Raw genomic sequence first — 16,910 nt, forward strand, 5'->3', positions numbered from 1 at the left:
CTACCTCTTCATCTTTAGCCCAGTTAAAAAACCACTTAAGGAGTTCTATATCATGCAACTTAAGCCGATCAACCAACAAGTGGTTACGATCGTCGGCGCTTCTAGTGGCATTGGCCGAGAGACCGCGTTGCAATTTGCTCGCGAAGGAGCCAAAGTCATTGTTTCCGCCCGGAACCAAGCAGGATTAGATTCCTTAGTTGAGGAAATTCGGCAAGCAGGCGGAGATGCCACCGCGATCGCGGCAGATGTACGGGAGTTTAAGCAAGTCCAGGCGATCGCAGACAAAGCAATTCAGCAATATGGCCGCCTCGACACTTGGGTGCATCTGGCAGCTGTAGAACTCTATGCCTCCTTTGAGCAGACCACCCCGGAAGAGTTTAAGCAAATCATTGATATCAACTTAATGGGACAAGTGTTTGGCGCAATGGCGGCGTTGCCCCATCTGAAGCGGGAAGGACGCGGGGCGCTGATTCATGTCTCTTCGGTGGAAGCGATCCGAGCCCTACCGCTGCAAAGTGCCTATGCTTCTTCTAAACATGGCATCAACGGCTTCCTGGAATCGCTGCGGGTGGAATTGATGCACGACAAAGTGCCAGTCAGCGTTACTGAAGTGCAGCCTGCTTCTATCAATACACCCGTCTTTGACAAAGCTCGCACTAAGTTAGGGGTAAAGCCTATGGGGGTGCCTCCGCTCTATGCGCCCGCTGATGTGGCGAAAGTCATTCTTTATGTGGCCGAACATCCCACGCGCGACATTGTGGTGGGAGATGCAGGTAAGGCGATCGCTCTACTCCAGCGGTTGTCACCTCAACTCGTGGATGCCTTCATGCGCCAGAGTGGGTTTGAGGCTCAGCGTACTGATAAACCCAAATCTGAAGATGCTCCTGACAACTTGTATGAGCCGATCTCTGGCTACGACCAAGTGAATGGAGAATTTCCGACTCAGCCGAGCTTGACTACTTGGCTCGATACTCACCCCACTGTCACTTGGGGGGCGATCGCAGCCACAGCCGCTTTAGGAGCAGCTGCACTCTTGGGTTGGGGCAACGAAGTTTAGATAGGTGAGGACTGAGGACGGAGAAACGACGATGGCAAAACAGCGTAAAACCAAACAGCAGATTCAGCAAATAGCGCAAGCGCAACTTGGCTACGAGCAACTCCGCCCTGGCCAAGCTGACGCGATCGCCGCCCTCCTAAAAGGACAGGACACGCTAGCTGTGATGCCCACAGGATCAGGTAAATCTGCCATTTATCAACTTGCTGGGTTGCTGATTCCAGGCGCTACCGTGGTCGTTTCACCGTTACTCGCGTTGCAACAAGATCAAAAAGAAGCCATTGAAGCACAGAAGTTAGCAGAGGTTGGCGTGGTCAACTCCACGATCGCCGAGGCTGAACGAGCCGCTGCCTTTGCACAGTTAGCCGAGTCGAATCTAGAGTTTCTATTTCTAGCTCCTGAGCAATTCAACAATGAGGAAGTGCTAGAGCAACTCCAAGCAGCCGCACCTTCGCTGTTTGTGGTCGATGAAGCCCATTGCATCAGTGAATGGGGCCATGATTTTCGACCCGATTATCTCCGCTTGGGTACGGTGATTGAAGCCTTGGGACATCCATTGGTTTTGGCTTTGACTGCTACCGCTGCTCCGCCCGTACGGGAAGAAATTGTCGATCGCCTAGGCATGCAAAAGGCCAAGGTTGTGGTGCAAGGGTTCGATCGCCCCAACATTTGGTTGGCAGTCGAGCGCTACGAAGACACTCGTGAGAAACAGGAAGCTCTACTCGATCGTGTAGTGCGGGCTGAGAAACCAGGCATTATCTATGTAGCCACTCGCAAACGAGCCGAGGAGCTAGCGGAAGCCTTAGAAGAACAAGAGGTGAAAGTCGTGGTCTACCACGCTGGGAAATCTCCTCAAGTTCGTGAAGCTGCTTATCACGCTTTTATGGATGATGAAGCAGAAGTGATTGTGGCGACGACTGCTTTTGGGATGGGTGTGGATAAACCAAATGTGCGCTTCGTTTTCCATTACGACATTAGCGACTCCATCGATTCCTACTATCAGGAGATCGGTCGAGCCGGACGCGATGGAGAATCGGCTCAGGCAGTTTTGTTCTACAACCCCGAAGACTTTAACTTGCGCCGCTTCTTTGCCAGTGGCGGCAAAATTGAGACCGAGGATGTGGAACAAGTGGTGCAGGTGTTGCAAGAGCGAGAGGAACCCATGGCCCCACGCGAACTGCAAGAAACTACGAACTTGTCCCGCTCCAAACTCAAAAATACCCTCAACCGTTTGGGCGAAGTGGGAGTCCTAGAGACTTTGCCTAACGGGGAAGTCGTACCCAACGAATCACTCCCTGACCTAGAAGAGGCCGTCGAGGAAGCAGTGCGCCTACAAGAACATCGCCAACAATATGTGCGATCGCGAATTGAAATGATGCGGGGCTATGCCGAAGTACGCGACTGCCGCCGCCGTTTTGTCCTCAATTACTTCGGTGAAGGCCTTTCAGAATCTTGTGGTTTCTGTGATAACTGCAAAGCTGGAATCACGAATGAGCCAGAAACAGGTCATCAGCCTTTCCCGATCAACAGTCAGGTGGTGCATAAAAGCTGGGGCATAGGCACAGTCATGCGCTACGAAGGCGACAAAATCACCGTGCTATTTGAAACCGTTGGATACAAGACGTTAGGCGTGGGCATGGTGCTACTGCGTGGCTTGCTCAAGCGGATGGATACAGCTGTCGCAGATTCAACCATTAGGAGCTAATCCTTAAGGAGTTACAAACCACAAAGGGGATGGGATGAAAACACAGTTAATTGAAAAGCAAATTCACTTCGCTGGATGCAATGTTTCCTATTTAGTTGGGGGACCGATCACCGCTACACCACCAATCTTGTTTGTGCATGGCTGGGGCGTTTCGGTAGAACCCTATCAAGAGATGCTGAGCCTCTTGGCCCAACGGTATCGGGTGATCGCTCCCTACTTACCCAATCTGGGCAAAACAACGGGACCAAAATCTGTCTGGAATTACGATGATTACACCCAATTCTTAATCGATTTTATTAACATCCTTAATTTAGAAAAAGTGCATTTGATGGGGCACTCTTTGGGCGGTGGCATTTCGGCCCAAGTTTCCGCCACGATGCCTGGTGTCGTAAGCAGCGTAGTGCTGATTGATAGCACAGGGATTCCTTCTGGCACTATTCCAACTGTGTTGCCGCGTCGCTTGGTGGAAATGTTAGGTCAGATGCCTCAAGCTCGGTTGCCGCAGCTTCAGCAGATTTTTCAGGCTTTTACATACAACTGTTTCTTTTATCTCCAGAATGTCGCTGAAACCCTGAAGGTAGCTTTGGAAGGAGACCTGAAACCGTTACTTCCCCAGATCCAAGCGCCTTGTCTTTTACTTTGGGGTGGTCAGGATTTAACAACCCCTCTAAGCGTGGCTCAAGAGTTTTTAAGTCATATCCCTAACTCTCAGCTTGTTGTCGTTGACGAGGGATTTCATGAATGGAATTTATTCCTTGTGGAAAAATCTAGCAGCATTATCTTGAACTTTCTGGATGGGATTGAAGCAAAACCACAAGTAGGCGTAAACCTTGATGAGTTCGTTATTCAGCATTAATTGGCGAGAACTTTTTATCCCCAACCTCTCTTTGGTTGAGCTTTTTATTCGAGGTTCAATTGTTTATCTAGTGTTGTTTGGGGTTCTGCGATCGCTCCCCAGTCGGCAATTAGGCAGCTTGGCAATTACGGATTTATTAGTCGTAGTTTTATTTGCTGAGGCTGCTCAGAACGCGATGGCGCGAGACTATACTTCCATTACAGAAGGGGCGGTTCTGATTGGCACCGTCATTTTTTGGAGCTACGCTCTCAATTGGTTAGGCTTTCGTTTTCCAGCGGTGCAGCAATTCCTCAATCCCCCACCCTTGCTCTTAGTTGAGAAAGGTAAACTGTTACGGCGCAACCTACGGCGAGAACTGATCACCGAAGATGAATTAATGAGTCAATTTCGCCAACAAGGGATTGAAGAACTTGCAGATGTCAAGGCTGCTTATATGGAAGCGGATGGCAGTGTTAGTGTCATCCCAGAGAAGCCTCGATCTGTGGCTTATCGGACTTTGAAGCGTGACGTTGTGACCAAAGGAGTTGAATAGACCAGGGGGCAAGAAAGGCGCTAGCTCAGCGAGTAGGACTGCACCAGAGCCAGCATTCCTTCTGGCAACGTAGCCCCATGCAACTTCGCTCCTGTCAGATTGATGCCTGTCCATTGAGTATGGCTCAAATCTGCGGCAGTCAAAATAGCATCCGTTAGGTCGGCCCGGATTAAACTGGCACCTAACAGGTCAGCACTGCTCAAATCTACGCCTTGCAACGTCGCTCCAATCAGATCTGCTTCATATAAGTGAGCCCGCCGCAAATTAGCCTGATATAGATTCGCTCCGTGTAAGTCGGCTTCCCCTAAACTAGCGCGGCTGAGATTGGCTTGAACCAAGTTTGCTGCTTTTAGTTTCGCCCCTACCAAGTTAGCTCGACTAAGATCAGCTTTGACTAAATCAGCTCGGGTCAAATTAGCAACCCTCAAAATTGCGTCTATCAAACGGGCTCGGCTCAGAATGACACCCGTTAGGTTAGCGCCCGTTAGGTTTGCGCCACTCAGGTCAGCGCCGCTGAGATCAGCACCACTCAGGTTTGCGCCTACTAAATCAGCTCCTTTTAGGCTAATTCCCCTTAGAATGACTGCCTGTAGCGGTGCTTTTGGTAGTTCTATGGCACCAAAATCCTTTTCACCCGCTGTATAACGCTTTAGCAGCTCATTCACATTCATTCTGACTCACACCTTATCCCTAGGAAGCTATGGGGATCATAGCCCAACCTTTCTAAGGTGGAAGTGCATAGTGTGATACAAGGGCAGGGCGATCGCCTTAACCTAATATTTGCAGAATATCTTTGGGAACGGAGAGAGAGGGATTCGAACCCTCGTTAAGTTGCCCTAAACAGCATTTCCAGTGCTGCGCCTTCAACCACTCGGCCATCTCTCCTGGGGGGTCTGCACTGCTTATTTCAGCACAGGATTTCTATCTTAGCAAATACTACCAGAAGTGGCTAGGTTTTGGCGAGTTATTTCTAAAATAAGCTTGCATCATTTATTTTTACTGACCTAGATCTGACTTTTATCTGACTTTTACCGCTATAAACAAAAATCTGCATCAGCTAATGTAACTTATATCACCCGCTTGAGAAGCTACGTTCTCATAAGGCATCTAGCCAATTGCCTGTCGCTGACGCTGTTACTAACGGCACTAGACTGACTGACGCTAGTAACACCACCGACTTTTCTCTAAAATTATTCACCCATCTATTGCTCTATGTCTTCTCTAGGAGTTGAGTTCAACCCCTATTTCGGCTTGGAGGAAAAGCTTTGAATTCGGAGGCTCAGATGAGCAACTCATTTCCACTCTCTACCTCTCCTGTAGCGCTGGACTCAGAGCGATCGCCTGCCCCTAGCTTAGAACAGCAGGTTGCTAGGTTAGATTTGGCGCTGTTACAGGCTGTCCTGAATTCATTAGGGCAAGGGTTTGTGGTGGTGTCCCCCACCCTCCAGCTCATTTATTGGAATCAGCGGGCGGTAGAACTGTGTCGTTGGTTCCCGCCCTCGCGTTCAACTTTGCCAGAGGAGCTGGAAACCTTTTGCCGCCTCTTTCTGCGACGCAACTGCCCAGAAAGCCAGGTGGTCTTAGCGGATTACCAAATTGAGCCAACAATGAGACTACAAGTTTCGGCTCGCTGGCTCAAAGGTCTGCCCAACTCTGGCGAACCGACTGCGGCGGCTGACCTAGAGCAGGCAATCTTAATTGTGCTGCAAGATCGGCAAGCCATTTTAGAAGAAGAATTGCAGTTGGTGCAGACACAACTGGAACTGACCAAGCGCGAAGCCGAGATTTGGCTGTTGCTGAAACAGGAGTATAGCTACCAAGAAATCGCTCAAACCTTGCAAGTCAGCCTCAACACCGTCAAAACTCATATCAAAAATCTTTACTCGAAAAAACGGATTTATCAGTGCTAAGCGCCTAGATTTGTCTCAGGGATGGTCAAAAGCTGGCACAGTTATAGATAGTCCATTGTCATTGTGGCACCGAGGTTTCTGCGGAAATTCTCTGCTACTGAATGGACAAATCCCTGATTGCAGTGCTCCGCGCTTTGAGATTCATGACCCGTTCCTATTCTGTTCGCATCCATTACCGCCAGAAAGGTACCCACCACACGGTTCAGGTACCAGAAGATCGCTATATCTTGCATAGCGCCGAGAACCAAGGGGTAGAACTGCCCTTCGCTTGTCGCAATGGGGCTTGCACGAGCTGTGCGGTGCGCGTTGTCTCTGGTGAAGTCGCTCAGCCGGAAGCAGTGGGTCTTTCTCCCCATTTGCGCGATCGCGGCTATGCCTTGCTCTGTGTCAGCTACCCCCGCTCTGATTTAGAGGTAGAAACTCAAGACGAAGATGAAGTCTATGAGCTGCAATTTGGTCGCTATTTTGGCAAAGGCAAGATCAAAGTAGGTCTGCCTTTGGACGAAGACTAGAATTGCCGCTTGAGGATTTGAGGTTTTAGATTTGAGATTGAGAGTGAGCCAAGACCAGGAGCGATCGCGTTTCCAGAGCTGGCGGTGGTGGCAAAGGTTGGGAGTTGGTTGCGGCCTTTGGTTGCTAGTAGCCTCGCTGACAGCCTGCCAAAGCCCGATGTCAGCTCAAGGCACCTTAGTAAAAGTAGAGCAGATCGCCAATGGACAGGTGATTGAGATCAGCCCTGCTAATAACTCCCCTGGTACACCAGAGCGAGTACGGCTGATTGGCATTGATGCACCAGATTTAGCCCAGCAACCTTGGGGACCCGCCGCTAAGCAGCAACTAGAGCGTCTGATCGGCAGTAAGCCTGTGCTACTAGAACCTGGACTAGAATCTCGCGATCGCTACGAACGAACATTGGCCTACGTTTGGCTAGATGGTAAGCTACTCAACGAAAAGCTAGTAGAAGCGGGCTATGCGTTGGCAGTACCGCGATCGCCCAATACCAAGTACGACCAGCGCTTAAAGCGCGCCCAAGAAAAGGCCAGACTCATGGGGGTGGGCATTTGGAACCCTAACGAACCCATGCGCCTGACTCCGGCAGAATTTCGCGCCCAAAATCGCTAGTTAATGCACACCTTCGAGTTGCTTCTTTGGTTCTGGAGCCTCATTGGGAATTCCCAAGATGTCGTTATAGAGATTGGAGTACTCTCTAGCCGATTTATCCCAGCTAAAATCGGTGTGCATGCCGCGTTTCTGCATTTCTTGCCATTGGGGCTTGAAGCGGAAGCCTTCCCAAGCACGCACCATACAGGTATAGAGATCCAGCGGTTCGTATCGATCGAAGCAGTAGCCCGTACCTGTATGATTCATCGGGTCATGGTGACTGACGGTATCCACCAGACCACCTGTGCGGCGCACAATCGGTACACAACCGTAGCGCATCGCTAGCATTTGGCTAATGCCGCAAGGTTCAAACCGAGAAGGCATTAAGAAAGCATCTGATCCCGCGTAAATGCGTCGCGCTAAAGCATCGTTGTAAAGCAAATAAGCCGCCATCCGACCGGGATAGCGAGAAGCAATTTGCCACATTTGGGTTTCATAGTAGCGATCGCCCGTTCCCAACAAAATAAACTGGGAATCTGTGTAAGACATAAAGCGATCGAGCACTTGAATAATTAAGTCGATGCCCTTCTGCTCCACCAATCGCGTCACAATGCCAATCAAGAAAGCTTTAGAGTTGACTTCTAACCCCACTTCTTCTTGGATCGCAATCTTGTTAGCAGGACGGCGATCGAGCGTATCAGCATTAAAAGTTTGCGTCAGGCGCTTATCCGTTTCTGGATTGTAAGAATCCATGTCAATGCCATTGACAATGCCGCTCAGCTTGCCACTAATGAAAGATAACAACCCCTCCAGCGTTTCCCCGTAAGCAGCCGTTTGGATTTGCTGGGCGTAGGTGGGTGAAACGGTGGTGACTCGGTCGGCATACTGTACCGCTGCGGCCATCGTGTTGTGGCCTTGCATATACCAGGGGCACCAGGTCATTTGCTCTAATTTCCAGCGCCACGGCCCTTGGTAAGCCAGGTTGTGAATGGTGAATACAGTGCCAATATCAGACGTTTGATGCATCCAAACCGGGATCATGCCTGTATGCCAATCGTGGCAGTGAATAATATTTGGCTTCCAATAGTTCCAAGCAAACTCAGCCGCTCCATTGGAAAACAGGGTGAACCGCCAATCCTCGTCCTCACCAGAGTAAATATGCCGGGGTAGGAAGGCTGGGTGGCTAAACAAATACAGGGGTACATCAGTCCCAGGAAGCACACTTTCGTAAACAGAAAATGTCTGGAACATGGCGCTACCCGACCAAACAGGCTCGGCTGGAATTGACATCTTATCTGGCAGGAAGCCGTAGTAGGGCATAAAGATGCGGACATCGTGGCCCATCTGGCGCAACACTTGTGGTAGGGCACCGACGACATCTCCCATCCCACCCACTTTGGCAACTGGGGCTGCTTCTGCGGCAACAAACAGAATTCGCATGTTAATTCCTGTATCCCCTGAAATGGTTAGCTGAACAGGTCAGATTGGCAAATTGGCCGAACCAGTAACGTCATCATACCGACTCCTGCCCCTTTCTCTCTAGCTGGCTAGCTGGCGATCGCACTCCATGCCCTATTTCTCTGCAAACTTCACAAAAAAAGGCACCCACGAGGGGTGCCCCTACAGTACAAGGCAAAACTAAGTTAGCTACGCATTTCAGCAGTAATCTGATTCAAGATTTCTTGGGCACCTTGCTGCTTGGCCTGGTTGGCTAGCTCTGTACCTAAGCGTTCGGCTTCAGTGGCAGGGCCTGTAATGCTCTCTTTGATGATGGTTTGGCCGTCTAGGCTGGCAACTAGTCCGGTGAGGGTGAGGGCATCACCGTTAATCTCGGTGTTCACGCCGATGGGTACTTGGCAACCCCCTTCGAGTTCCCGCAGGAAAGAACGCTCAGCATAGCAGCGCTGCGCGGTAGGGGTGTGCTCTAAGGCTTTGATCACGTTCAGCACTTCTGCGTCGCCTTCACGACACTCAATCCCCAAGGCACCCTGGCCTACGGCATGGAGAGACACCTCAGAAGGAATAGCTTGGTGAATGCGATCGCCCATGCCCAAGCGATGCAAACCTGCGACCGCCAAGATCAAAGCGTCATACTCACCTGCATCCAGTTTGGCGAGGCGGGTGTTGAGGTTGCCGCGCACGTCTTTGAAGCTGAGGTGGGGGTAGTGGTGGCGCAGTTGAGCCAAGCGACGTAGCGAGGAGGTGCCGATGACAGCTCCAGCGGGTAGGGTGGCGAGCTGTTTGTCTTTATGCTTTTCGTGAACCACTAGAGCGTCGGCGGGGTTCTCGCGCTCGGTGACGCAACCTAGCATCAGTCCTTCGGGTAGGCGAGTGGGCAAATCTTTGAGGGAGTGGACGGCAAAATCAATCTCGTTGTTGATCATGCCTAGCTCTAGTTCTTTGGTGAACAGCCCTTTGTCACCAATTTTGGCGAGCGCAACATCAAGAATTTTGTCGCCTTGGGTGCTCATGGTGTGCACTTCAAATGTCCGATCCGGGAAGGCTTTTTGTAACTGTTCCTGAACCCAGTAGGTCTGAACTAAAGCCAACTGACTTTTACGCGAACCGATGCGGATTGTGCGAGCAGGACTGGAAACAGCGGAGGACATAAGGCAGTGCAGTGAAAGGGTTTTCTTAAAGTCACTCTTTCCAGATTACCGCAGCGATGGACAGCAGGGGCTTGAATGACTGCTGTTGAATGGTTACAGATGATTAAGTTGGTGGGTGTTGTTGGTTTTGGGAAAATCCGAACCCTTGGGTGCGCTTGCCCCCAAACCCCCGCTGAGAGACGGCTGCGTCCCCCAGACCCCCTCCAGAAGTGAATTTGGTGGGGTGTGCGAGATTGGGTTATTTGAGTTTTTGCTTGATAAATCCGGTGATTTGGGCGAGTTGTTTTTTCAAGCTGTCGATGTCTGTTTGCATCTGATCGAGCTTGGCGTTGAGGGCTGGGATGGCTGAGTTAGAAGTGGTGGTAGCCGTGGAAGGGGTAGAGGGTTTGGGAGTGGCGATCGCGGCTGGTTTGGGAGTTCGGGATTTGGCGATCGCGGCGCGCAAGGCTCCAATTAAGGCCTTTTGCCCAAAGGGTTTCTCGATGAACTCGAAGCGATCGAATAAGTCTGGCACTTTCTCGACGACTTCTTCTTTGCGCCCTGACATCAATACGAGCGGGATGCTTTGGAGTTCTGGTTGAGCTTGCATTTGCTCTAGGACTTCCCAGCCATTCATTCGCGGCATGAAGAAGTCGAGTAATACGATGTTGGGACGAATTTTGCGAATTAAATCTAGGCCCTCAACTCCGTCTTTGGCTTCTAAAAACTCAAAGCTGCCTTGTGGCAACATGTCTCGCACTTGCATGCGAATGGTTTTTCCATCATCAATGACTAAAATTTTTTGATTTGCCATGACTGATTACTAAGAGTTGAGGGTCGCCCTACGGTTCCGTGGAGATTGCGTCTGCTTCAGTTTTCACGTTGCTCAAGAATTAATTAGCAGATTGAAACAATTTTTAGTGATTTAAACCATAAAAAAACTGCATTCATGAGCCTCAAATACTGAGCAACATGAATGCAGTTAGCTAACTCTGGAAGGAAATGTGATTTAAAGAGTGATTGAAATATTTGAGAGGGCTAAGAGATTTAGCTTGCCATCAAAATTTTTGATTTGAAAGCTCTGAGGCTAACTTACAAGCCTGTTTCGCTGTCGTGCTCAGCAGTTGCGGAGTCAACACCCATTGGGGAAACCAGGTCACGGAAGAGAGTGATTTGCTGCTGGAATTGTAGACCTTTGATTTGCTCTAGCAGACTTTGAGCTTCAGGCGCGAGTTGATAGTCAGCAGGCAATGGGCTGATAATGCCAGCATCCATGCCCTGAGCTAAGCGATACCAGAACAACAACTTGGTAGTGTCGCCTATGGAGCCATACTCACGAGCCAGTAAACCGTTTTTGTGTGTGATTAAATCACGTTGCAGTTGCAGCTGCTCTTCATGAGACATGTCCTTAACTTGGTTGAACAGGCCCTCAGCGATTTCAGGAGAAACGGTGCTAGCGCCAGGAGCAGCAGGCGTAATGGCTCCACCCATTTCTTTGTAAATGAAGTAGAACAGCGCCAATTGCTGATCCACATCTAAGCTTTGGAAGGCTTCTACATTACTTCTAATCGTTTCGTCTTTCGTGAATGTCATCGGGATCTCACTCATACAACTCCTGCAAGGTAACAGGGCATTTACATCTCTTAAACCCACTGAAGATAGAGGTAGCCAAACCTTACTACAGACAGAGGAAAAGTCTTAAAGGAAGCAGAGTATAAGGGGTAGTAGGTCGCACTTTGTCTGCGCCTATCTCAACTAGAAGAGTAGTTTGCGAGCGCACGTTTAGCAGACAAGGTTGCTAATATCACCGGAGCAGGCACAGGAATTGGCGAAGCGATCGCCCACAGTTTTGCCAAGCAAGAGCCAAAGACGGCTTAAAAAGTAGAGAGATTCATTTCGTGAAGTAAGCGATCGCTACCATTCATTTGAGGAGAACAGATCGTATGCAACTGGCAGGGAGAGTGGCGTTAGTCACAGGAGCCGGATCTGGAATTGGTAAAGCCGCAGCTCAACTCCTGGCTAAAGAAGGAGCCAAAGTAGCCGCCTTAGGCCGCAGTGACGATGATGTGCAACAGACCCTAGAAGAGATTCAAAAATTGGGTGGAGAAGCCATCCCAGTAATAGCTGACATCTCCCAACCTGAGGCGATGCAGCAAGCGATTCAAGCGATCGCAGATAAATGGAGCAGGTTAGATATCGTCTTTGCCAACGCTGGCATCAATGGCGTTTGGACTGCCTTAGAAGAACTTGACCCCGACGAGTGGGACAAAACCCTCAACGTCAACCTCAAAGGCACCTTTCTCACCGTCAAATACGCCATCCCACTGCTGAAAAAACAAGGCGGCTCCGTGATTGTTACCTCCTCCGTCAACGGCACCCGCATGTTCAGCAACACCGGAGCCACCGCCTATGCCTGCTCCAAAGCAGGACAAGTCGCCTTCACCAAAATGGCTGCCTTGGAACTCGCTGAGCATCGGATTCGCGTCAACGTCATCTGCCCCGGAGCTATCACTACCAACATCGACGAAAACACCGAACGCCGCGCCCTAGAGGAAATCCAAGAACCCGTCGAATTTCCGGAAGGCAAAATCCCCCTCACCGACGGTAAACCAGGCACCTCCGAACAAGTTGCCCAACTCGTCCTCTTCCTCGCCTCCGACAACTCCAGCCACATCACAGGCACCGAAGTTTGGATCGATGGCGCTCAATCCTTGTTGCAAGGATAGTGTGGATCTCCCTGCTTTGAGACCTAACCCCCAGCCCCTTTCCTGCTAGGGAAGGGGAGCCAAAGAAGCCAGAATTAAAACATAGCCACCTCACACAGAAGTTACCTCTGGAGGGGGTCTGGGGGACGCAGCCGTCCCTCAGTGGGGGTTTGGGGGCGCTTGCCCCCAAGGGCTCGGATTTCCCAGACTTAAACCGATAAAAATCAGGTTGAACCCACATGCCACAAGTATTTGGAAAACTCCCCACCACCACACAACCCTGGTCCACCATTGGGGCAGTTCAATCCATTCAAAAAGACGATCGCACCCTTCACCTCGATTGTGGTGGCCCTAAACTCGCGATCGCCATCCTGGCTCCCAACCTGATTCGCGTCCGCCTTGCCCCCACAGGCACCTTTCAACCTCGTCGCTCCTGGGCCGTCACCAAAGACGACCAAGACTGGCCCGCCACCTCCTTTGATCTAGAAGAAACTCCTTCCACGATCGAAATCAAAACAGCCCAGATCCGAGTTTCAATTCAGCGAGATACCGCTCAAATCACCTGCCTTGACAACCAAAATCGTTCCTTTGCCCAAGATATAGCTCCTGGGATGGCTTGGCGGGCAGGCGCGATCGCCGCTTGGAAGCAGATTGAAGCCGACGAACACTTCTACGGATTTGGAGAGCGCACTGGGTTTCTCGACAAACTCGCCGAAGTCAAAACCAACTGGACTACAGACGCCCTCGACTACGGTTCTCTCAGCGATGAGATGTACCAAGCGATTCCTGTCTTCATGGCACTGCGGCCCGAAGTAGGCTATGGAATTTTCTTCAACAGCACCTATTGGAGCCAGTTTGACATTGGCGCAGATCAAGCAGGGGTGTGGCGGATGGAAACCCGTGGCCCAGAACTCGACTACTACATCATCTACGGCCCCACCCCAGCGCAAATCATCCACACCTACACCGAGCTAACCGGACGGATGTCTCTGCCACCTCAGTGGGCGATCGGCTATCACCAATGCCGCTGGAGCTACGAATCTGAAAATGTGGTGCAAACAATCGCCCATGAGTTTCGAGAACGCCGCATTCCCTGCGATGTCATCCACCTCGACATCGACTACATGAACGGTTATCGGGTCTTCACTTGGAGTCCCAAACGCTTTCCCCAACCTGACAAACTGATTCGCAACTTGGCTGAGGATGGATTTAAGACTGTAACCATCGTTGATCCTGGGGTGAAATACGAGCCAGAAGCCGACTATGCTGTGTTCGACCAAGGACTAGAAAAAGACTATTTTGTCCGGAAAGCTGATGGACAACTGGTTCACGGTTACGTCTGGCCCAGCAAAGCTGTATTTCCTGACTTCTTGCGCTCAGAAGTTCGCAGTTGGTGGGCTGACTGGCACAAAAACCTGACCGAAGCAGGTGTAGCAGGGATCTGGAATGACATGAACGAGCCTGCTTTAGACGATCGCCCCTTTGGAGACAACGGAAACAAAATTTGGTTTCCCCTTGATGCACCACAAGGACCGAAGGATGAGCAGGCTACTCACGCCGAAACCCACAACCTCTATGGCTTAAACATGGCGCAAGCTTCAGCTGAAGCCCTAAAGAAACTCCGCCCCACAGAACGTTCCTTTGTCCTGACGCGATCGGGTTATGCAGGTGTGCAGCGTTGGTCCTCCGTGTGGATGGGAGATAACCAATCATTGTGGGAGCATTTGGAAATGTCCCTGCCCATGCTCTGCAACATGGGGCTGTCGGGGGTGGCTTTTGTTGGGTGTGATATTGGGGGGTTTGCAGGCAATGCCACCGCTGAGCTGTTTGCCCGCTGGATGCAGGTAGGGATGCTGTACCCCTTAATGCGGGGTCACTCCTCGATGGGTACAGCTCAGCATGAACCCTGGGTATTTGGCGATCGCGTGGAAGCCATCTGCCGCGAATATATTGAACTGCGCTATCGATTGCTGCCTTATCTTTACAGCTTGTTCTGGTCAGCCGCAACCACAGGGGCACCCATTCTGCGCCCATTGCTCTACCAATATCCCAACGACCTCAAAACTTATAGCCTCTATGACCAAGTGTTACTCGGTCCATCCTTGATGGCCGCGCCAGCTTATCGTCCGGGTGTAGAGTGTCGAGCTGTTTATTTACCAGCAGGGACTTGGTACGACTGGTGGAGTGGAGAGCAGTTTGAAGGGCCAACCCATATTCTGGCTGATGCTCCCCTAGAACGGATGCCGCTCTATGTGGCTGCTGGCAGTATTATTCCAATGGCTCCCGTGATGCAGTATGTGAATGAGCGATCGCTAGACGAACTCAGACTAAGAGTTTGGCCCGGAACTGGCGAGTGGACTCATTATGAAGATGATGGTCATACCTTTGAGTATCAGGATGGTGCTTGGGCTACGACTCACTATCGCGTCTTCCCAGAAGGTCAGCAAACCGTGGTAGAGATTGCAGCGCGGCAAGGCAACTGGACACCCAGCGATCGCGAAACTATTGTGGAACTTGTTGGCATCGGTGAGCAGTGCTTTCAGGATGACGGCAGCGATCGCCGTCTAACCTTCTAAATCAAACTATTGCTGTCGCAGAATATCAGCAGGACAGCGAAACCAACAGTCTGGCCCTTGAATATGGAGATGAGCGGGCGTATCTGCAACCTTCAATAGTTTGTTAGCTAGACTCGTGCAGCGCTTGAGCAAGCGATCTGTCACAACGCTCGTGGGACACATCACCAACAACACAGTGACATCATTTGTTTCTTGCACAATGCCCCACTCTGAGAGGCTGAGCAAAGCTCTCAAGGCTCCATCGCAGGATTGGTAAAAGCGTTGCTGAGTGCTAATCACAGTTCCCAATTCTTTCGCTAGCATCCAATCAGTTGGGCCTAAGGGTTGGGGTTGGTCGTCAGGGTGCCTCATGCTGTTTTTCCGACAAGGGGCTAGGGCTGAATTGCTGCACGTAACCGTGTCAGTATGCCCACCCCAGGTAGCGAGATCACAGAGGCTTTGCTTCGTACTTTTGGCGATGCGCGGCTAAGAGTTGCAGATAGTACGGGTTCGTCTTGGCTTGGACCCATTTCTCCTTAAAGATAGCCGCCGATTCTGCCTTGATCGGATCTACGTCGTAAGGCAAAACTTTCTGTCGTGCTGCCTGCTGCTCAGCTTCAGAACCCGCTTTTTGCGGATTGGCTTGGTATTTTCTGCCGTTTTTGTGGTTGGCATAACGACGCGATCGCGTGTAACCCATTTGCAGAAATTTCCGAGCCATATCTGCTCCGACAAAATCTCCCTGTTCCAGATAGTCCAGAAACATTTGGTAAATCGTTTCGCTAGACTGTTTAGCGATCGCAGGAGTTTTGAAACGCCAGTGAGGCAAAATTTCTGCCTTGTATGGCTCTACCATCAGCACACCCTGTTCACCTTTGCCGACGCGGTACAGTTCTGGGTGCTGACGGAAATCAATGGTTTTGAAGTCCAAAGAATAATCAAATGACATGGCTACTCTAGGTCTGATTTAGATTGAATAGAAGTGCTGGCGATCGTTCTGGCAATATGTTCTGAATGGAATGGTGCTCGTTATGCAATCTAGTTTCTCCACCTGCAACTCCACTTTGGCTCTTGGTATGCTGCGTCGCATGCATCACATCGCGTTAAATGTGCAAGATCTGCAAGCCTCGCGACAGTTTTACGGCACTTTGTTAGGGCTACAAGAGTTAACCGGAGATGCAGTTCCGAGTACATTGAGAGCGTTGGTAGAAGCAGGGAAAGTTGCTAATTTTGTCATGCCCGATGGCACTGTGCTCGATTTGTTTTGGGAGCCAGATCTCACACCACCCGATCCAGATCCTAGTCGAGGCTTTACCCGTGCCAATCATTTAGCCTTTGATATCGAGCCGCCACTGTTCGATCAAGCTGTGGCAGTACTGCACCAAAATCAAGTCGCGATCGCAGAAGGCCCAGTCACCCGCCCCACCGGACGCGGCATCTACTTTTATGACCCCGATGGCTTTTTAATTGAGATTCGCTGCGACCCAGATACAGCTTCAGCTACCAGCGCTTAAACTGCCTTTAGAAGCCGCCTTCCCAGTCAGAGCAAGTCCCTTGGTTGCCCCAACCATAGGGATGGAACCCACAAATCAACATATGTCGGCTCTCGTAAGCAGTGCCGTAAGCCACGCCGTGGTAGTGAGCGCAACCCTGGCAAGCTTTCGGGCGAGAGGGCGCAGTCTCAATAAACCCAACTTGCGATCGCAGAATTTGTTGCTTACTTTGCTGCCGATGCCATTTCACATAGTCGGCTTTTCTAAAGAAATAGTTGGCCTTCTGAAACGGATCTTGGGTGGTATGCATAAAAGGCTTCTATAGGAGGAGGTTTTACCTTCTAGCCTATCCAAGTAATTCTCGTTACCGCATCATTCTTAAGCATACTTATAGCCTACGCTGGCAAAGGC

19 protein-coding genes and 1 tRNA gene are annotated in these 16,910 nt (G+C 50.7%); 11 read left to right on the forward strand and 9 right to left on the reverse strand.

Translation table 11 applies throughout. From position 1 onward, the window contains the following. Nucleotides 1-52: 52 nt before the first annotated feature. From H6F90_RS07460 to H6F90_RS07475, 4 genes are read left to right on the forward strand one after another with little or no spacing between them, the layout of a single operon-like run. Nucleotides 53-1,057, forward strand: coding sequence for an SDR family oxidoreductase (locus tag H6F90_RS07460; RefSeq protein WP_190551552.1), 1,005 nt, complete (start codon nucleotides 53-55; stop codon nucleotides 1,055-1,057). Nucleotides 1,058-1,088: 31 nt separating this feature from the next. Further along, nucleotides 1,089-2,759, forward strand: a complete 1,671-nt coding sequence (locus H6F90_RS07465) for an ATP-dependent DNA helicase RecQ (protein ID WP_190551554.1) — start codon at nucleotides 1,089-1,091, stop codon at nucleotides 2,757-2,759. Nucleotides 2,760-2,793: 34 nt separating this feature from the next. After that, nucleotides 2,794-3,615 (forward strand): alpha/beta fold hydrolase, encoded by an 822-nt coding sequence (locus H6F90_RS07470; RefSeq protein ID WP_190551556.1) that lies wholly within the window; start codon nucleotides 2,794-2,796, stop codon nucleotides 3,613-3,615. Further along, nucleotides 3,593-4,147, forward strand: a complete 555-nt coding sequence (locus tag H6F90_RS07475; protein WP_190551558.1) for a DUF421 domain-containing protein — start codon at nucleotides 3,593-3,595, stop codon at nucleotides 4,145-4,147. Before H6F90_RS07470 ends, H6F90_RS07475 begins: the two co-directional genes overlap by 23 nt. 20 nt (nucleotides 4,148-4,167) lie before the next feature. On the opposite strand, the gene H6F90_RS07480 is transcribed toward H6F90_RS07475, so the two are convergent. Together H6F90_RS07480 and H6F90_RS07485 are read right to left on the reverse strand one after the other, a co-directional pair. Beyond that, nucleotides 4,168-4,818 (reverse strand): pentapeptide repeat-containing protein, encoded by a 651-nt coding sequence (locus H6F90_RS07480; RefSeq protein ID WP_190551560.1) that lies wholly within the window; start codon nucleotides 4,816-4,818, stop codon nucleotides 4,168-4,170. 129 nt (nucleotides 4,819-4,947) lie between these two features. After that, nucleotides 4,948-5,032: transfer RNA gene (locus tag H6F90_RS07485), tRNA-Ser, on the reverse strand. Between the two features lie 398 nt (nucleotides 5,033-5,430). Here H6F90_RS07485 and H6F90_RS07490 point away from each other — a divergent pair. The 3 genes from H6F90_RS07490 (at nucleotide 5,431) to H6F90_RS07500 (ending at nucleotide 7,179) form a co-directional block, all read left to right on the forward strand. Then, the gene (locus H6F90_RS07490; protein ID WP_190551562.1) at nucleotides 5,431-6,057 is read left to right on the forward strand and encodes a LuxR C-terminal-related transcriptional regulator; all 627 of its coding nucleotides are present in this window, start codon (nucleotides 5,431-5,433) and stop codon (nucleotides 6,055-6,057) included. 143 nt (nucleotides 6,058-6,200) lie between these two features. Further along, entirely contained in the window at nucleotides 6,201-6,569 is a 369-nt protein-coding gene (locus H6F90_RS07495) for a 2Fe-2S iron-sulfur cluster-binding protein (protein WP_190551564.1), read from the forward strand. Between the two features lie 43 nt (nucleotides 6,570-6,612). Further along, nucleotides 6,613-7,179, forward strand: coding sequence for a thermonuclease family protein (locus H6F90_RS07500; protein ID WP_199295770.1), 567 nt, complete (start codon nucleotides 6,613-6,615; stop codon nucleotides 7,177-7,179). Here the strand turns inward: H6F90_RS07500 and glgA are convergent, their stop codons facing one another. Continuing rightward, on the reverse strand, nucleotides 7,180-8,598 hold the full coding sequence (gene glgA / locus H6F90_RS07505) for a glycogen synthase GlgA (RefSeq protein WP_190551567.1): 1,419 nt from the start codon (nucleotides 8,596-8,598) through the stop codon (nucleotides 7,180-7,182). Between the two features lie 203 nt (nucleotides 8,599-8,801). Further along, the gene (gene hemC / locus H6F90_RS07510) at nucleotides 8,802-9,767 is read right to left on the reverse strand and encodes a hydroxymethylbilane synthase (protein WP_190551569.1); all 966 of its coding nucleotides are present in this window, start codon (nucleotides 9,765-9,767) and stop codon (nucleotides 8,802-8,804) included. A 75-nt stretch (nucleotides 9,768-9,842) separates the two neighbouring features. Here hemC and H6F90_RS07515 point away from each other — a divergent pair, with 75 nt between their 5' ends. Continuing rightward, a complete protein-coding gene (locus tag H6F90_RS07515) occupies nucleotides 9,843-9,980 on the forward strand; it encodes a hypothetical protein (RefSeq protein WP_190551571.1) in 138 nt (45 codons plus the stop codon). 25 nt (nucleotides 9,981-10,005) lie between these two features. On the opposite strand, the gene H6F90_RS07520 is transcribed toward H6F90_RS07515, so the two are convergent. Continuing rightward, nucleotides 10,006-10,560 carry a response regulator gene (locus H6F90_RS07520; RefSeq protein WP_190551573.1) on the reverse strand — a complete coding sequence of 185 codons (555 nt, stop codon included), beginning with the start codon at nucleotides 10,558-10,560 and terminating at the stop codon, nucleotides 10,006-10,008. A 278-nt stretch (nucleotides 10,561-10,838) separates the two neighbouring features. Continuing rightward, complete coding sequence (locus H6F90_RS07525; RefSeq protein ID WP_190436639.1) at nucleotides 10,839-11,339, reverse strand: orange carotenoid protein N-terminal domain-containing protein; 501 nt, start codon at nucleotides 11,337-11,339, stop codon at nucleotides 10,839-10,841. A gap of 350 nt (nucleotides 11,340-11,689) precedes the next feature. On the opposite strand from H6F90_RS07525, the gene H6F90_RS07530 reads away from it, so the two are divergent. Both H6F90_RS07530 and H6F90_RS07535 read left to right on the forward strand, forming a co-directional pair. Continuing rightward, the gene (locus H6F90_RS07530) at nucleotides 11,690-12,472 is read left to right on the forward strand and encodes an SDR family NAD(P)-dependent oxidoreductase (protein ID WP_190551575.1); all 783 of its coding nucleotides are present in this window, start codon (nucleotides 11,690-11,692) and stop codon (nucleotides 12,470-12,472) included. Nucleotides 12,473-12,690: 218 nt separating this feature from the next. Next, nucleotides 12,691-15,027 carry a glycoside hydrolase family 31 protein gene (locus tag H6F90_RS07535; RefSeq protein ID WP_190551577.1) on the forward strand — a complete coding sequence of 779 codons (2,337 nt, stop codon included), beginning with the start codon at nucleotides 12,691-12,693 and terminating at the stop codon, nucleotides 15,025-15,027. A 6-nt stretch (nucleotides 15,028-15,033) separates the two neighbouring features. Here H6F90_RS07535 and H6F90_RS07540 read toward each other — a convergent pair whose 3' ends face one another. Both H6F90_RS07540 and H6F90_RS07545 read right to left on the reverse strand, forming a co-directional pair. Continuing rightward, nucleotides 15,034-15,378 (reverse strand): hypothetical protein, encoded by a 345-nt coding sequence (locus H6F90_RS07540; RefSeq protein WP_190551579.1) that lies wholly within the window; start codon nucleotides 15,376-15,378, stop codon nucleotides 15,034-15,036. Nucleotides 15,379-15,454: 76 nt separating this feature from the next. Next, nucleotides 15,455-15,955: a DUF4385 domain-containing protein gene (locus H6F90_RS07545; RefSeq protein ID WP_190551581.1), complete on the reverse strand. Its 501-nt coding sequence runs from the start codon at nucleotides 15,953-15,955 to the stop codon at nucleotides 15,455-15,457. Nucleotides 15,956-16,037: 82 nt separating this feature from the next. Here H6F90_RS07545 and H6F90_RS07550 point away from each other — a divergent pair, with 82 nt between their 5' ends. Next, entirely contained in the window at nucleotides 16,038-16,520 is a 483-nt protein-coding gene (locus H6F90_RS07550; protein WP_190551583.1) for a VOC family protein, read from the forward strand. A 7-nt stretch (nucleotides 16,521-16,527) separates the two neighbouring features. On the opposite strand, the gene H6F90_RS07555 is transcribed toward H6F90_RS07550, so the two are convergent. Beyond that, entirely contained in the window at nucleotides 16,528-16,809 is a 282-nt protein-coding gene (locus tag H6F90_RS07555; protein ID WP_190551586.1) for a hypothetical protein, read from the reverse strand. Nucleotides 16,810-16,910: the final 101 nt, after the last annotated feature.

Source organism: Trichocoleus sp. FACHB-591, from assembly GCF_014695845.1.
GTDB lineage: Bacteria > Cyanobacteriota > Cyanobacteriia > FACHB-46 > FACHB-46 > Trichocoleus.

What these genes read in the sequence shown, in the direction of transcription:
- H6F90_RS07460 (WP_190551552.1), top strand. Translation starts at nt 53, where the DNA reads ATGCAACTTAAGCCGATCAACCAACAAGTGGTTACGATCGTCGGCGCT.
- H6F90_RS07465 (WP_190551554.1), top strand. Translation starts at nt 1,089, where the DNA reads ATGGCAAAACAGCGTAAAACCAAACAGCAGATTCAGCAAATAGCGCAA.
- H6F90_RS07470 (WP_190551556.1), top strand. Translation starts at nt 2,794, where the DNA reads ATGAAAACACAGTTAATTGAAAAGCAAATTCACTTCGCTGGATGCAAT.
- H6F90_RS07475 (WP_190551558.1), top strand. Translation starts at nt 3,593, where the DNA reads ATGAGTTCGTTATTCAGCATTAATTGGCGAGAACTTTTTATCCCCAAC.
- H6F90_RS07480 (WP_190551560.1), bottom strand. Translation starts at nt 4,818, where the DNA reads ATGAATGTGAATGAGCTGCTAAAGCGTTATACAGCGGGTGAAAAGGAT.
- H6F90_RS07490 (WP_190551562.1), top strand. Translation starts at nt 5,431, where the DNA reads ATGAGCAACTCATTTCCACTCTCTACCTCTCCTGTAGCGCTGGACTCA.
- H6F90_RS07495 (WP_190551564.1), top strand. Translation starts at nt 6,201, where the DNA reads ATGACCCGTTCCTATTCTGTTCGCATCCATTACCGCCAGAAAGGTACC.
- glgA (WP_190551567.1), bottom strand. Translation starts at nt 8,598, where the DNA reads ATGCGAATTCTGTTTGTTGCCGCAGAAGCAGCCCCAGTTGCCAAAGTG.
- hemC (WP_190551569.1), bottom strand. Translation starts at nt 9,767, where the DNA reads ATGTCCTCCGCTGTTTCCAGTCCTGCTCGCACAATCCGCATCGGTTCG.
- H6F90_RS07515 (WP_190551571.1), top strand. Translation starts at nt 9,843, where the DNA reads ATGACTGCTGTTGAATGGTTACAGATGATTAAGTTGGTGGGTGTTGTT.
- H6F90_RS07520 (WP_190551573.1), bottom strand. Translation starts at nt 10,560, where the DNA reads ATGGCAAATCAAAAAATTTTAGTCATTGATGATGGAAAAACCATTCGC.
- H6F90_RS07525 (WP_190436639.1), bottom strand. Translation starts at nt 11,339, where the DNA reads ATGACATTCACGAAAGACGAAACGATTAGAAGTAATGTAGAAGCCTTC.
- H6F90_RS07530 (WP_190551575.1), top strand. Translation starts at nt 11,690, where the DNA reads ATGCAACTGGCAGGGAGAGTGGCGTTAGTCACAGGAGCCGGATCTGGA.
- H6F90_RS07535 (WP_190551577.1), top strand. Translation starts at nt 12,691, where the DNA reads ATGCCACAAGTATTTGGAAAACTCCCCACCACCACACAACCCTGGTCC.
- H6F90_RS07540 (WP_190551579.1), bottom strand. Translation starts at nt 15,378, where the DNA reads ATGAGGCACCCTGACGACCAACCCCAACCCTTAGGCCCAACTGATTGG.
- H6F90_RS07545 (WP_190551581.1), bottom strand. Translation starts at nt 15,955, where the DNA reads ATGTCATTTGATTATTCTTTGGACTTCAAAACCATTGATTTCCGTCAG.
- H6F90_RS07550 (WP_190551583.1), top strand. Translation starts at nt 16,038, where the DNA reads ATGCAATCTAGTTTCTCCACCTGCAACTCCACTTTGGCTCTTGGTATG.
- H6F90_RS07555 (WP_190551586.1), bottom strand. Translation starts at nt 16,809, where the DNA reads ATGCATACCACCCAAGATCCGTTTCAGAAGGCCAACTATTTCTTTAGA.